The 14,437-nt window shown below is 46.7% G+C and carries 12 protein-coding genes; 3 read left to right on the forward strand and 9 right to left on the reverse strand.

Annotated features, from left to right (window positions below; all coding sequences use genetic code 11):
* Window positions 1-174: 174 nt before the first annotated feature.
* The 7 genes from H3L97_RS09870 to mglB all read right to left on the reverse strand — a co-directional run bounded on the left by H3L97_RS09870 (window position 175) and on the right by mglB (window position 9,524).
* Window positions 175-513: a P-II family nitrogen regulator gene (locus H3L97_RS09870; protein WP_097113459.1), complete on the reverse strand. Its 339-nt coding sequence runs from the start codon at window positions 511-513 to the stop codon at window positions 175-177.
* Window positions 514-721: 208 nt separating this feature from the next.
* On the reverse strand, window positions 722-3,478 hold the full coding sequence (locus H3L97_RS11835; RefSeq protein ID WP_218839669.1) for a J domain-containing protein: 2,757 nt from the start codon (window positions 3,476-3,478) through the stop codon (window positions 722-724).
* Between the two features lie 86 nt (window positions 3,479-3,564).
* The gene (galK, locus tag H3L97_RS09880; RefSeq protein ID WP_097113457.1) at window positions 3,565-4,698 is read right to left on the reverse strand and encodes a galactokinase; all 1,134 of its coding nucleotides are present in this window, start codon (window positions 4,696-4,698) and stop codon (window positions 3,565-3,567) included.
* Window positions 4,699-4,709: 11 nt separating this feature from the next.
* Window positions 4,710-5,498, reverse strand: coding sequence for a substrate-binding periplasmic protein (locus H3L97_RS09885; protein WP_179655764.1), 789 nt, complete (start codon window positions 5,496-5,498; stop codon window positions 4,710-4,712).
* 286 nt (window positions 5,499-5,784) lie between these two features.
* Window positions 5,785-6,795, reverse strand: a complete 1,011-nt coding sequence (gene mglC / locus H3L97_RS09890; RefSeq protein WP_097113454.1) for a galactose/methyl galactoside ABC transporter permease MglC — start codon at window positions 6,793-6,795, stop codon at window positions 5,785-5,787.
* Window positions 6,796-6,849: 54 nt separating this feature from the next.
* Window positions 6,850-8,475 carry a galactose/methyl galactoside ABC transporter ATP-binding protein MglA gene (gene mglA, locus H3L97_RS09895; RefSeq protein WP_224446355.1) on the reverse strand — a complete coding sequence of 542 codons (1,626 nt, stop codon included), beginning with the start codon at window positions 8,473-8,475 and terminating at the stop codon, window positions 6,850-6,852.
* Window positions 8,476-8,483: 8 nt separating this feature from the next.
* On the reverse strand, window positions 8,484-9,524 hold the full coding sequence (mglB, locus tag H3L97_RS09900) for a galactose/glucose ABC transporter substrate-binding protein MglB (protein ID WP_097113450.1): 1,041 nt from the start codon (window positions 9,522-9,524) through the stop codon (window positions 8,484-8,486).
* Window positions 9,525-9,884: 360 nt separating this feature from the next.
* Here mglB and galT point away from each other — a divergent pair, with 360 nt between their 5' ends.
* Window positions 9,885-10,922, forward strand: coding sequence for a galactose-1-phosphate uridylyltransferase (gene galT / locus H3L97_RS09905; RefSeq protein ID WP_097113447.1), 1,038 nt, complete (start codon window positions 9,885-9,887; stop codon window positions 10,920-10,922).
* 188 nt (window positions 10,923-11,110) lie between these two features.
* Window positions 11,111-12,028: an aldose 1-epimerase gene (locus H3L97_RS09910; RefSeq protein ID WP_097113445.1), complete on the forward strand. Its 918-nt coding sequence runs from the start codon at window positions 11,111-11,113 to the stop codon at window positions 12,026-12,028.
* 122 nt (window positions 12,029-12,150) lie between these two features.
* Here the strand turns inward: H3L97_RS09910 and H3L97_RS09915 are convergent, their stop codons facing one another.
* Together H3L97_RS09915 and rsmG are read right to left on the reverse strand one after the other, a co-directional pair.
* A complete protein-coding gene (locus H3L97_RS09915; protein WP_097113444.1) occupies window positions 12,151-12,960 on the reverse strand; it encodes a ParA family protein in 810 nt (269 codons plus the stop codon).
* A gap of 2 nt (window positions 12,961-12,962) precedes the next feature.
* Window positions 12,963-13,598, reverse strand: a complete 636-nt coding sequence (gene rsmG, locus H3L97_RS09920; protein WP_097113509.1) for a 16S rRNA (guanine(527)-N(7))-methyltransferase RsmG — start codon at window positions 13,596-13,598, stop codon at window positions 12,963-12,965.
* A 136-nt stretch (window positions 13,599-13,734) separates the two neighbouring features.
* On the opposite strand from rsmG, the gene pseF reads away from it, so the two are divergent.
* Window positions 13,735-14,427 carry a pseudaminic acid cytidylyltransferase gene (pseF, locus tag H3L97_RS09925; RefSeq protein WP_097113442.1) on the forward strand — a complete coding sequence of 231 codons (693 nt, stop codon included), beginning with the start codon at window positions 13,735-13,737 and terminating at the stop codon, window positions 14,425-14,427.
* Window positions 14,428-14,437 lie beyond the last annotated feature (10 nt).

Below are 14,437 nucleotides of genomic sequence, written 5' to 3' on the forward strand. Positions count from 1 at the left end.
AATAAAAAGATTAAAAAAAATGGAAAAAAGGGGTTTCAGGCTGCCTGTAACCTGCCCCCTCCCCCTATGCAAGGGGGAGGGCTGGGGTGGGGGTTAGAAACCCAACGAGCCACCCCCACCCTAACCCTCCCCCGCCAGCGTGGGAGGGAACAGGTTACAGGCTGCCTGAAAAAATCAAACGGCATTCTCGCCCGTTTCGCCTGTGCGAATGCGAATGACATCGTCCACAGGCAGCACGAAAATTTTGCCATCGCCAATTTTACCCGAACGGGCGGCTTCCATAATGGTTTCTACGGCGCGTTCTACCATATCGTCTGCCAGCACAATTTCCAGCTTGACTTTGGGCAGAAAATCAACGGCATATTCTGCACCGCGATACACTTCGGTGTGTCCACGTTGGCGACCGAAACCTTTGACTTCGGTTACGGTCATGCCTGCAATGCCCAATTCGGTTAAGGCTTCGCGCACATCGTCCAGTTTAAAAGGTTTGATGATGGCTTCAATTTTTTTCATAATCAAAATCCTGTATTAGTTGAAATAAAATGCGATTCAGGCTGAAACCTTTGCAAAACCTACTTTTAAACTGACGTAGGGGCGGATTTCATATCCGCCCTTTTTTCAATTTATTGATAAAAATGAAAATTTCTGCGACCCTAAACAGGGCAGATATGAAATCTGCCCCTACAAACCGAGTTTTGCAAAGGTTTCAGGCTGCCTGAAATCAATTTTCTTGCATCAAAATCTGCTTTTTCGCCCCATTTTTTAAAGTATAGCCCAAGCCCAACAGCAAAAACAACATGGGATAAAACGCCAACCACACTTGCGGATACGGCAAAATCCACGACATTGCACCCAATGCCAAAATTTGCCAGCATAGCCATTGCCAAATTTGGCTGCCTGAAACGCGATTGGCATAATCCAACACCACCGCAGGCAAAAACAGCACCGTTTGCACCACAGGATTGTTCAGCCAGCCGCGTTGGTCGCAGATTTGTTTGAGCAAAACGCTGGTGTTGAGCCACACAATCATCGTCCACAAAACAAAATACGGTTCACCCATCAAGCCCACGTCCATGCCCCAAAATTGGCTGGATGTGTCGCCTTTGATGTCGGAATTGTCCAGCGCAAACAAAAATCCGCCCCACAAAGCAGCCTGAACAAACCACCAACGCGAAAATTGGATTTCGTCCATGCGGTAAAGATTCACATTCCACGCCAAGCCTGTACCCAAAATGCCCAACCAAAAAATTTTCCAAGCGTGAAGGTCAAACCAATTATTCAATACGCTGCTGGTTGCGCCCCAATGTTTCAGCCAAATTGCGCCACACATCATGGCAATCGGCAGCACAATACCCAAAACGATTTGCCCGATTTTTCCGCCTGTAAATTGCAAATATTTTTGCGTGAAATTCGGTGCCATATTGTGCATTGAACCCACCAAAAATAAATAAACGCCGAAAAACACGCCCACAGCCATTGCACTCATCAACATCATGGCAATCAAGTCCGTAGCCAAATGACCACTGGAAAACAAAACCACAAATGACACAGTAATCAACACCGAAAAATACAGCATACGCAAAGTATCCGCGCGTTGGTCAATGTGATTGAGTTCGCTCATGCCAAACAGACTTTTACGCTCTTCGCTGGGGACTTCGCTTTCCCATTCACTTTGCAAAATCAGTGCGATAAGCGCGGCTTTGCCACGTTTGCCCTTGTGCGCCAAATCGCTCAAAGCGCGTGAAATCGGGTAGCGCGTGGGCGTGTCAGGCTGCCTGAAATCGGGCGATTGCAATTCGGCTATGTTCATGTATTTTTGCAACAATTCCAATTCATCGTGCGACAGCATTTGCGACACACGATAATCGTTGTGCCAGCCAAAATATTGACCCCATTGCGACCAAATGCGCGGTAGGAAAATCTTGTTTTCACGCAAAAAATCCAGCAGCAAATACGACACGCGCTCTTCATTGCCCAAAGGCAATTTTTGGATTAAAGCGCGGATTTCGTCCCATTTATCAATCAAATGATGAGATTGACGCTGATTTTCCGCATAAATTTTGTCAATGAAAGCACGAATATCTTGTGGCGAAAATTCGGTGCTGCCTGAAAAATCGTATTGCGGCACAAGCATTTCCGCCTTTTCCAGCATTTCAGGCTGCCTGAAACTTTCCCCCTGCGTGATTTCATACCAATCGTTGAACACATTTTCGGGCAAACGGTGCGGCAAATCGCGCAAATAATGCAACATTAAGGCATGAAGTTGCGCCAATTCCGTTTCAGACAGCATAAAAATGTCCGCGCGATACACCGCCCAAAAATAGCCGATTTCCGCGCTGCCGTCCGCGCTCAAATTTTGATAGGCGTGATTGAGAAAATCCGCCAACTCCTTAATATCATGATAAAAATCAATCAGATGATGTTGATAATAAAAATGCTCGCGCTCATCATCGCTCAAAGCCGTGTTGCCCCACACATTGTCGCGCCACGCAAAACGCCGCCCCCAATGCCCCCACAAATGCGCCGAACGTGTTTGCCATTGTATCAACAAATCAAGCATTTGCTTGGCAATAAGCGGCTTGGCAAGCGGTGGCAAATCGTCCAACCACTTTTCCGTTTCCGCGTGCACCGCCCACACACCCGCCACGCCATCTTTTGCAAAAAGTGCATTTAAATGCGCCAATTTGTCGTCAATTTCAGCGATTTGCGCGCTTTTCAGGCTGCCTGAAAATTCAGGAAATTGCGCTTGCCACGCTTGACGCAAATCATCGGGCAAATCATCGCGTTCACGCCACGCATGGAGCAAAATGCCCAAATGTTCGCGTTCTTCTTCCGAAAATGCCGCCAATTCAAGCGGATAACTTTGCCAAAACGCCCACAAATCGCCACCATTTTCGTCCAAACTTTGCAAATGCGCCCACACATTTTGTGGCGATGACACACAATCCGCGTCATCTTGTTTGGCGTGCAAGCGGTTAAATTCGGCTTCGGTCAAAAGCTGCTGGTCTTCGTCCCACCAACCAAACCACGATGCGCCAAAATTCCACAACCATGGCACATAATGACTCTGCCCACGCAAAAAATCCAGCCAAAACAAAGCCGCCTCATCACGTTGATGAATTTCGGTTGTGTCCCAAATTTGCTCGCTCAAACTTTGGCGTTCGCGCAACACGCCCACCACGCCATCTTGGGCGATGATGTTTTGCACACGCGCAATCCACGCGGCGCATTCGGCATTGGGCGTGGTGGGCGGTGGATTTTCAGGCTGCCTGAAATCGGTTTGTGGCGGATTTTCGGGCGATTCATCTTCATCTTGATAAGGCGCAAGCCGCAAGGCTTCATCAAAGGCTTCGCGCAAATTTTGGTAGGCGGCAGCGTCATCGTCTGGGCGCGTGGTTTTGAGCAATTTGGCGTAGGCTTTGCGTATGGCTTTGGTGTCGGAAGTGGGGGCGATTTGAAGGATTTGCCAGCAGTTCATGATGATTGATTGAATTGAAATTAAATGAAAAAACGCTTTCAGGCTGCCTGAAAAAAGCAGCCTGAATCAGCACAGAAAACCAACAGTTACAACACAGCCACACCAGAATGTGCCGTACAAACAAACACTTCCTCTTGCAAACCCGTTTTAGCGTGATAATGTTGCGCCAAATGCGCTTTCACATCATCAACCAAATCATGCGGCAACAACGCCACCACACAACCACCAAAACCGCCACCCGTCATGCGTACGCCACCGCGTTCGCCGATGATTTCGCCAATCAAATCCACCAAAACATCAACGGCTGGGTGCGTGATTTCAAATTCATCGCGCATACCGATGTGGCTTTCTGCCATCAAGCGCGATAAAGTCTTGATGTCATTGTTTTTCAAGGCATGGGCAGCGTCCAAAGTGCGTTGATTTTCCTGAATGATGTAACGTGCGCGTTTGGCAGCCACCGCGTCCAAGCCCGCTTTGCCTGCGTCAAATTCAGCCAGCGACACATCGCGCAAGGCTTCCACGCCAAAGTGTTTTGCAGCCATCTCGCATTGTTGGCGGCGCGTGTTGTATTCGCTGCCCACCAAGCCGCGTTGAACATGTGAATGCACAATCATCACGCTCAAATTTTTTGGCAATTCAATCGCTTGGGTTTCCAGACTGCGGCAATCAATCAACACCGCACAATCGGTTTCGCCACACGCGCTGGTCAGTTGGTCCATGATGCCGCATTTGCAGCCGACAAATTCATTTTCCGCAAATTGCCCAATTTGGGCAACATCGGCATGATTGATTGGCAAATCAAAGGCTTGTGCAATCGCTTTGCCAATCGCCACTTCCAATGCCGCCGATGAACTCAATCCTGCGCCCTGTGGCACGTTGCCGTGTATGGCTAATTGAAAACCGTGTTTTAAATCAAAGCCTTTATGCTGAAATGCCCACACCACGCCACGCACATAGTTTGCCCATTGCTTTTCAGATTGGCTGATGGTTTCACGCAAATCAAATTCATCAAACGCATCATAATCCACCGCATAAACAGAGACTTGGGTATTATCCGTGCGGTGCAATGCCACATCGGTGTAAAAATCAATCGCGCAAGGCAACACAAAGCCATCGTTGTAGTCGGTGTGTTCGCCAATCAAATTCACGCGACCGTGTGCACGAACCACAAATTCAGGCTGCCTGAAAAATTGTTTGGCAAAAATTTCTTTTAAATTCATTTTGTTCAACCTTATTGTTTTGACCAGTATTTTTGGTAAATTTTGTCGTAAGTGCCGTCTTGTTTCACTTTGTTCAAGCCCATGTTCAGGCGATGAACCAGCTCATTGTCGCCTTTTTGCACCGCCCAACCGTAATATGAAACGGGGCTATTGTCTTCATAAATAATGTGAAATTTTTTTTCGGGATATTGTTTTTGATAATATTCCAAAGTAATGCTTGCGCCCACCATGGCTTCCGATTCGCCATTGAGCAGACTTTTGACTTGTCCCCACACGCTGTCGGGGTAAACCATGTTTTTGCCCGAATCGTTGGCAAACACAGGCACGAGTTTTTCATAAACGGTGTTTTTGCGTAAATTGACTTTTCTGCCTTTTAAATCGCTGAATTTTTGGGCTTTGGCTAATTTGGGCACCACCATCACGCCTGTTTTATAGGGCAACACAGGGTCGGTAAAATCCATTTGCTGCTTGCGCTCATCGGTAATCGTTACCGAACCCAAAATCATGTCGGCTTCTTTGTGTTGCAAGCGTTGCAACAAACCGCCCCAAGAATCAATGGTGTATTCCACCGTAAAGCCTTGTTTTTCGGCAACGGCTTGCAACAATTCGGCTTCAAAGCCTTCTACCTTGCCCTTGCCATCGTGCATGACCACAGGAAATTTGGACAATTCGCTGCCCACGCGATACACGCTTTTGACTTCTTTTTTGGGGGCTGGATTTTCGCTGGCTTTTTCGCCCGAACAGGCAGCCAATGCCACCATCATGCACAATGCACTTGTTTTCACAATCCAATTTCTCATTTTGAGTTTTCTCCTAAAAACCTGTATTCGCAAGATTGATGATTTGATTTTATTGACCATTCTTGCGAATACAAGGCAGTAGGCGCATGAAGTGGCGATAAAAGCAAGCGATTCAAATGATGAACACAGGTTCTAAAACATCACAGACAATCCAATCAAAAATGGCAGCATGATGTTTTTTGTGCCATTTTCAACGGACACCTTTATCATTAAGATATTGCCAAGAAAGATAAAATTTCAGGCAGCCTTTATTTTACAAAAGGCTGCCTGAAATCACAAATATTGCTTATTTTTTCTTGGCGTATTTCAAAGAGTCAATCGCCACCGCCAGCACAATAATCGCGCCTTTGATGATGTATTGCCAATAGGGACTCACACCAATGTAGGTTAAACCATAGTTAATCAAAGTGAAAATAATCACGCCCAACACCACGCCAATCACTTTGCCCACGCCACCGCTAAACGACACGCCACCAATCACACAAGCGGCAATCGCGTCCAATTCGTACATGAAACCCAAATTGTTGGTTGCCGAACCAATGCGCCCCGCCTCCAAAAAGCCGCCAAATGCATAAAAAATGCCCGACAAAGTGTAAATGCCCAATAAATTCAAGGTAACGTTCACGCCAGACACACGCGCCGCTTCGGGGTTACCGCCAATGGCGAAAATGTTTTTGCCAAAACGGGTTTTGTTCCAAATCACCCACACCAAGGCAATCGCCACCAGCGCGTAAAGCGTGATGTAGGACAATTTAAAACTGCCCAACATGAAAAAACCTTGTGTAAAAGTGGTATAAGCTGAATCCAAACCTGCAATCGGTGCCGCCCCCACTTTATCGTAATACAATGAATTGATGCCGTAAATCACCAACATCGTACCCAAAGTGGCGATAAAAGGCGTTACGTTCAACAACGTAACAATCACGCCATTAAGCAAACCCAACAAAGCACCAATCACGCACACCAGCAAAATCACCAATGGAATCGGCACCACGTCCATATCGGGGAAAACTTTATTGACATTGGAAGTGGCTTGCAGCAAAGTGGCGGCAATCACGGCAGACAAACCCACTTGTCGCCCCACCGACAAATCCGTACCCTGCGTTACAATCAAACCTGCCACGCCCAAAGCAATGATAATCCGCACCGATGATTGTGTGAGAATATTACTGAAATTGCCCAAACTCAAAAAGCTCGGGTCTTTGACCACAATCACCACCAACAACATCAATAACACAAAATACAAAGCGTAATTTTTGAAAATGTCCATCGCTTTACTGGATTGCGTTGCACTCATTTTATTTCCTTTAAAAAATGGATTTTTTGTTTTCAGGCTGCCTGAAAAAAACCTTTACAAATATTTCGCCGACAACTGCAAAATTTCCTCTTGTGAAGTTTTTGCCGTTTCCACAATGCCTGCGACTTTGCCTGCGCTCATCACCAAAATGCGGTCGCTCACGCCCAGCAATTCGGGCATTTCCGATGAAATCATAATCACCGATTTGCCGCGTTTGGCTAAATCGGCAATCAGTTGATAAATCTCAAATTTTGCGCCAATGTCAATGCCACGCGTGGGTTCGTCCAACATCAAAATATCGGGGTGGGTCAGCAACCAACGCCCCAAAATCACTTTTTGCTGATTGCCGCCCGACAGCGTGCCAATGCGCGTGGCTTGATTGGGCGTTTTCACGCGCATGGCATCAATCACCCATTGCGTGTCTTTTTCCATTTCGCTGTTGTCCAGCAAAAAGCCTTTTTCATAATGTTTCACATTGGCAATCAATGAGTTGAAATTGATGTCCAAACCCGCAAAAATGCCTGTGCTGCGGCGTTCTTCTGTTACCAAAGCAAAACCGTTTTCAATCGCTTCAACGGGCGATTTGTTCAACACGGGCTTGCCTTTAACCCAAACTTCGCCATCTGCACGTTCGCGTATGCCAAACAGTGTTTCCACGATGTCGGTGCGTTTTGCGCCCACCAATCCGCCAATACCCAATACTTCGCCTTGACGCAATTCAAAGCTCACGTTTTGGATAGAGGGTTGATTTTTCGCCGTTAAATTTTTCACACGCAACACCACTTCGCCAATTTGATTTTGCTTGGCGGGGAAACGTTGGGTCAGGCTGCGCCCCACCATTTTTGCCACCAAATCGTCCATAGACGTGTCCACCGAATTGACGGTGTCTATCCATTTGCCATCGCGCATAATCGTAATCGCATCACACAGTTGGAAAATTTCTTCCATTTTGTGCGAAATGTAAATGATGCCGCAACCACGGTCTTTGAGTTTGCGAACAATGGTAAACAGGTGCGCCACTTCTTTTTCAGACAGCGAAGAAGTGGGTTCGTCCATAATCACAATTTTGGCGTTGTAGGAAAATGCTTTTGCAATTTCAATCATTTGCATTTCCGACACGGTTAAATTCGCCACTTTTTCGTTGGGGTCAAGTTTGATGCCCAATTCGTCAAAAATCGCTTGTGTGTCTTCATGCATTTTTTTGTGGTCCACAAAAATCCCTTTGGTGGGATAGCGACCGAGCCACAAATTGTCCATCACACTTAATTGTTTCACCAAATTCAGCTCTTGATGAACCATGGAAATGCCGTTTTCAAGGGCTTCTTTGGCATTGGTAAAATTGGCTTCTTTGCCCAAAAATTGTATGCTGCCTGAATCTTTGGCGTAAATCCCAAACAGGCATTTGAGCAGCGTGGATTTGCCTGCGCCATTTTCGCCCATCAGCGCGTGAACCGAGTGGGCGCGGACTTGTAAATTCACACCGTCCAAAGCTTTCACACCGGGGAAGGCTTTGTGAATGTCCGTCATGGTCAGCAAAATTTCGCCTGTGGAAGGTTGAGGTATGCTCATTTGCTTTCCTTTGTTATTTGATTTTTTGTGGGGAATTGGGTTTTCAGGCTGCCTGAAACCCCAATCGCAAAACAAGCGACCGACTTCCAAAAAGCCAGTCGCTTGTTTCACAAAAACAATTATTTCAAGAATTTATCCAAATTGGTTTTGTCCACCGCCACATAAGGAATGCGGATTTGGTTGCCGTCCAATTTGATGGCGGTATTGGCTTTGGGGTCTTTGCCATTTGCCAAATCCACCGCCAGCGCGTACACCGCTTTGGCTTGGCTTTCGCCATCGTTCAATACCGTGCCTTTCATCACATCGGCTTTAACCATTTGCAAAGCCTCTGGCAATGCGTCCACACCAAATGTGGGCAACACTTTACCGCCTGCTTTCATGGCTTCCACGGCACCCATTGCCATGCCGTCATTGTTGGCGATGACCACTTCAATTTGCTTGCCGTTTGGCCCCGACAACCACGCTTGCATTTTGTCTTTGCCTTGTGCCGCGTCCCACATGCCTGTGTCTTCTTGCAATTTATTGGTTTTGATGCCGTTGGCGTTCAATTTTTCAATCACGAATTTGGTACGCGCTTCCGCATCGGGGTGTCCTGGTTCGCCTTTGAGCAGCACATAATCAATCACGCCATCTTTATTCAAATCCCAATCGGGGTTTTCTTTCCATGTTTTGGTAATCAATTCGCCTTGAATTTCGCCTGATTCTTGTGGATTGGCACCCACATAATAGGCTTTTTCGTAGGTTTTCAATGCGGCTTCACCAGGGTCTTTGTTGAAAAACACCACAGGCACGTTGGCGGCTTTGGCTTTTTCAATGATGGTGGGTGCGGCGGCGGGGTCCACCAAGTTAATCGCCAAGGCTTTTACGCCTTTTGCCAACAACACATCAACCTGATTGTTTTGTTCAGACTGGTTATTTTGCGAATCGTTCATCAACAATTCAGCCGTTTTCAAGGTAGTGGCTTCATTTTCCAAAGCCTTACGCATCAACGCCATGAAATTATCATCGTATTTATAAATGGTTACGCCCACTTTTACCGCATCGCCAGCAGGAGCAGCCGTTGCGCCACCGCCATTTTGTTGCGTGGCGGCTTTATCGCCACACGCGCTCAAACCCAAAATCACTGCCAAAGCCAAACTCATTGTGCTTAATTTTTTCATGGTAAAACTCCTAAAAATGAGGTCTTAATGTGTTGTCGATTGTCGCCCTATTTTTTGATTGGGCGTGGGGGCGGAATCATCGCCAAAAGCACATCATTTCAGCCCCTACAATTCGCAATTTTGAAGTTTGAATTAAAAAAAAGTTTTTGTAAATGTTTTTTTACACAATATCACGAAAATTTGTGGCAATAATTGAATTGATTTATGATTTTCAGGCAGCCTGAACGTGTAATTGCAGGTAACAATCAGTAATAAAACTACATTTTTTCCATGTTATTCGCTTTCAGGCAGCCTGAAACGGCTTGCTTTGTGTGTTAAATTTTGTTTAAATGACGCGATTTTCAACGCAAAGGAAAAGCCATGTTCCACCCCAGCGACCACCCACATCGCCGCTACAATCCCCTAACCGAAGAATGGGTTTTGGTGTCGCCCCATCGCGCCAAACGCCCATGGCAAGGGCAACAGGAAACCGCCGACACCGAGCAAAAGCCATCTTACGACCCAAGCTGCTATTTGTGTCCCAGCAACACGCGCATCAATGGCGAAAAAAATCCAGCATACACTCAATCTTATGTTTTCACAAATGATTTTTCCGCGCTTCTGCCCGATACGCCCGAATTTGCCGACCACAGCAACCCACTTTTCCAAAGCCACAGCGTGCGCGGTGTGAGTCGCGTGATTTGCTTTTCGCCCGACCACGCCAAAACGCTGCCTGAATTGTCGCAAGATGAAATCGCTGCCGTGATTGCATTATGGCAAGACGAATGCCGCGAATTGGGTAAAAAATACCAATGGGTTCAAATATTTGAAAATAAAGGCGCGGTAATGGGTTGCTCCAATCCACACCCACACGGGCAAATTTGGGCGAGCGATTTTCTGCCCAATTTGCCACACAAAGCCCACATTGCCCAACAAAAATATTTCGCCCAACACCAACGCGCCATGTTGCTGGATTACGCGCAAGCCGAATTGCAAAAACGCGAACGCATTGTTTGTGAAAGCGATTTTTTTGTTGCGCTTGTGCCATATTGGGCGGCTTGGCCCTTTGAAATTTTGCTACTGCCCAAAATTGCCGTGCAGCGCATGACCGATTTAAACAACGAGCAAGCGCAAGATTTGGCAGGCTGCCTGAAAATTTTGACCACCAAATACGACAATCTGTTCCAAACCAGTTTTCCGTACTCCATGGGCTTTCACGGTGCGCCTTTTGATGGCGAAAACCACCCCGAATGGCAGCTTCACGCGCATTTTTATCCGCCGCTTTTGCGTTCGGCAACCGTGCGAAAATTCATGGTTGGCTACGAAATGTTGGCGGAAAGCCAGCGCGATTTAACCCCCGAACAGGCGGCGGAACGTTTGGCTGCTTTATCGGAAATTCATTATAAATCAGCGAAATAAATTTTCAGGCAGCCTGAAATCTGTCCCCTCTCCCGTCTGGCGGGGGAGGGTTAGAGTGGGGGTGGCACGTTGCGTTTCTAACCCCCACCCCAGCCCTCCCCCTTACATAGGGGGAGGGAGTAGGTTGGTGGCAACTTCTCTAAAAAATTGCCATGTATTGAAAAGCTGCCTGAAAACAGGAAAAAACCATGTTCAACATACACATCAATCCCCAATCGCTTGTTTTACAAAGCGAAACCCATCAAGCCGAGATTTTCCTCTTTGGCGCGATTTTGAACCGTTTTGCCGTGCGACAAAATGGCGAATGGCGCAACATCATTGCCGCATTTTCTGATGAAAATCAAGCACGTCATCAAATCATCAATGGCTTTCGCAGCGCAAAGCTCAGCCCATTTGCGTGCCGTTTGAATGAAAGCCGCTATGTATTTGAAAACACGGAATATGTTTGCGAAAAACACGTTTTGAATGGACACGCCATTCACGGTTTAATGTATGATTTTGATTTTAAATTAGAAAATCACGGTACTGATGAACAGTCCGCTTGGATAGAATTGCTGGCGCATTATTCGCAAGAAAATGCGGGTTTTCCATTTGAATATCAACTGCTTGTGAAATACATTTTGGACGAAACGGGCTTGCACATTCACACCACCGCCACCAATACAGGCAGCCGCACCCTGCCGATTGTAGACGGCTGGCACCCCTATTTCACGCTGGGCGGCAAAGTGGACGATTGGTCTTTGCAAATCAATGCGAATCAAATGCTTGAATTTGATGAAAATCTGCTGCCAACGGGCAAAATGCTGCCTGAAAGCCGTTTTCAGACAGCCGAAAGTTTGCGCGGTGTGGAATTGGACAACAGTTTTGTTTTGAATAATCAAACCGATGTGTCGTGCATTTTGCAAAGCGATGATTTGATTTTGCAAATTTGGGCGCAACACAATTACCCCTATTTGCAAATCTACATTCCACCCGAACGCGATTGTGTGGCGATTGAAAATTTGAGTGGCGCACCCGATTGTTTCAACAATGGTTTGGGGCTGACGCTGTTGCAAGCGGCTGAAAGCAAAACGTTTTACACCAAATACGTTTTGCATCAAAAATAAGAATAAGAACCTGTGTTTGTAAGATTGATGGCTTGATTTTCGCGAATACAAGGCAGCTTTTTATGAACACAGGTTCTCAAATTTCAGGCAGCCCAAAATCCCTTTTTGGCTGCCTGAAATCATTAAAACATCAACACTTTTTTCAAATAACTTGCCGATGATGTGGCGCGTTTGAAACCCATGATTTCATCAGCCAAATCCAAATAGGCTTGCGTGCCTTTGGCTTTATCGTCATAGGCGAGCGCGGGCATACCAAAGCTGGGGGCTTCCGCCAAACGCACATTGCGCGGAATGGTGGTGCGGAACACACGCTGTTCAAAATGGTTACGCAGTTGGCTGCTCACATCTTGCGACAATTTGTTTTGGGTGGTAAACATGGTAAACACCACGCCCAAAATATCCAATTTGGGATTGATGGTTTGGCGCACTTTGCGGATGGTGGCGAGCAAATCGGAAATGCCTTCCAGCGCGTAATATTCGCAGACCATGGGAATGAGTATGCTGTCTGCCGCCGCCAAGCCATTGAGCAACAACAAAGAAAGTGTGGGCGGACAATCAATCAACACATAATCGTAATTTTCGCGGATTTCAGCCAGCGCGGTTTTCAAACACATTTCACGCGCGGGTTTGTGAATGAGTTGCACTTCAATGCCCGTTAAATCGCGGTTGGACGCGATGATGTCGTAATGCCCTGTTTCGCTGTGCAAAATGGTGTTTTTGATGTCGGTTTCGCCTGTGAGTATGTGGTAAGTTCCCCATTCAAAAGCGTTTTTGTCTATGCCGCTGCCTGTGGTGGCGTTGCCTTGTGCGTCCAAATCAATCAACAGCACTTTGCGATTGCGGTATGCCAACGATGCCGCCAAATTCACGGCGGTGGTGGTTTTGCCTACGCCGCCTTTTTGATTGCAGACGGCAATGATTTCACAAGCCATATTCATTCACCTTTTTTGGGGCGCATCAACACCATGTGGCGTTCTGCGTTGAGTGTGGGAACGTGCAATTTATCAATTTGATAAACTTCAATATTTTGTGGCACATTTTCCAATTCTTCATAAGGATAAACGCCTTTCATGGCTGCCCAATAGCCGTTTTCATTGAGCAAATGTTTGGTCAGCGCAATGAAATCGTGCAATTCGGCAAAGGCGCGACTGGTTACCACGTCCACTTTTTTGTCGTGCATGGCTTCTACTCTGCCGCTTGCCACGGTAACGTTGCCCAAGCCCAATTCAATCACGGCTTGTTGCAAAAAGGCGGTTTTTTTGGTGTTGGCATCGAGCAGGGTAATGTGCAAATCGGGGCGACAAATGGCGGTGGGAATGCCTGGCATACCGCCACCTGAACCCACGTCCATCAAGGTTTGCGCGTTTGCCACATAGGGCAGCAGCGTAAGGCTATCCAGCAGATGATGGCTAATCATTTTGCGTTCATCGCGCAAGGCGGTTAGGTTGTAGGTGCTGTTCCATTTTTTCAGCAGCGACACATATTCCAGCAACAACAACTGCTTGGTGGTGTCCAATTCCAAATTCATGGCTTGCAAGCCCGATTTGAGTTGTTCTTTAAAATCAGTCATGTTTTTTCCTAAAATGGGTTTGTGGGCTTTCAGGCTGCCTGAAAACCCCAAAAATTGCTTAAATTTTAACATAAATTCACGTCAATAGATTTTCACGGTATCATCACACTTTGGATTTTTTTCAGGCAGCCTGAACATGACTTTGTGCATCATTCCCGCGCGCGGTGGCAGCAAACGCATTCCACGCAAAAACATCAAATCATTCAATGGCAAACCCATGATTGCCCACAGCATTTTGGCAGCACAACAATCGGGCTGTTTTGAACGGATTATCGTTTCCACCGATGACGATGAAATCGCCCAAATCGCGCAACAATATGGCGCAGAAATCCCATTTATCCGCCCAGCCGAATTGTCGGACGATTTTGCCACCACAGGCGAAGTGATTGCTCATGCCATTGAGTTGATGATAAAAAATGAAAATTGGCAAGGCGAAATGGCGTGTTGTTTGTATGCCACCGCGCCTTTTGTTCAGGCAGCCGATTTGCAAAATGGCGCAATAAAATTGCGTGAAACGAACGCGGATTTTGCCTTTTCCATAACCGATTACACTTTTCCCATTCAACGCGCTTTGCGGCTGGCTGAAAATGGCGAAGTGGCGATGTTTCAGCCCGAAATGTTTGCCATGCGTTCGCAAGATTTGACAAGGGCTTGGCATGACGCAGGGCAATTTTATTGGGGAACGACCGCCGCATGGCTCGCCCAAAAACCGATTTTCAACAGCAAAAGCGTGGGTGTGAAATTGCCGCGTTATCGCGTACAAGATATTGATACGCCTGATGATTGGGAACGCGCAGCATTATTGGCGAAAATTTTTCAGGCTGCCTGAAAAGGAAAAC

It is taken from the genome of Alysiella filiformis (genome assembly GCF_014054525.1).
Lineage (GTDB): Bacteria > Pseudomonadota > Gammaproteobacteria > Burkholderiales > Neisseriaceae > Simonsiella > Simonsiella filiformis.

What these genes read in the sequence shown, in the direction of transcription:
- H3L97_RS09915 (WP_097113444.1), bottom strand. Translation starts at nt 12,960, where the DNA reads ATGGCTTGTGAAATCATTGCCGTCTGCAATCAAAAAGGCGGCGTAGGC.
- galK (WP_097113457.1), bottom strand. Translation starts at nt 4,698, where the DNA reads ATGAATTTAAAAGAAATTTTTGCCAAACAATTTTTCAGGCAGCCTGAA.
- mglC (WP_097113454.1), bottom strand. Translation starts at nt 6,795, where the DNA reads ATGAGTGCAACGCAATCCAGTAAAGCGATGGACATTTTCAAAAATTAC.
- H3L97_RS09885 (WP_179655764.1), bottom strand. Translation starts at nt 5,498, where the DNA reads ATGAGAAATTGGATTGTGAAAACAAGTGCATTGTGCATGATGGTGGCA.
- rsmG (WP_097113509.1), bottom strand. Translation starts at nt 13,598, where the DNA reads ATGACTGATTTTAAAGAACAACTCAAATCGGGCTTGCAAGCCATGAAT.
- pseF (WP_097113442.1), top strand. Translation starts at nt 13,735, where the DNA reads ATGACTTTGTGCATCATTCCCGCGCGCGGTGGCAGCAAACGCATTCCA.
- mglB (WP_097113450.1), bottom strand. Translation starts at nt 9,524, where the DNA reads ATGAAAAAATTAAGCACAATGAGTTTGGCTTTGGCAGTGATTTTGGGT.
- galT (WP_097113447.1), top strand. Translation starts at nt 9,885, where the DNA reads ATGTTCCACCCCAGCGACCACCCACATCGCCGCTACAATCCCCTAACC.
- H3L97_RS09910 (WP_097113445.1), top strand. Translation starts at nt 11,111, where the DNA reads ATGTTCAACATACACATCAATCCCCAATCGCTTGTTTTACAAAGCGAA.
- H3L97_RS11835 (WP_218839669.1), bottom strand. Translation starts at nt 3,478, where the DNA reads ATGAACTGCTGGCAAATCCTTCAAATCGCCCCCACTTCCGACACCAAA.
- H3L97_RS09870 (WP_097113459.1), bottom strand. Translation starts at nt 513, where the DNA reads ATGAAAAAAATTGAAGCCATCATCAAACCTTTTAAACTGGACGATGTG.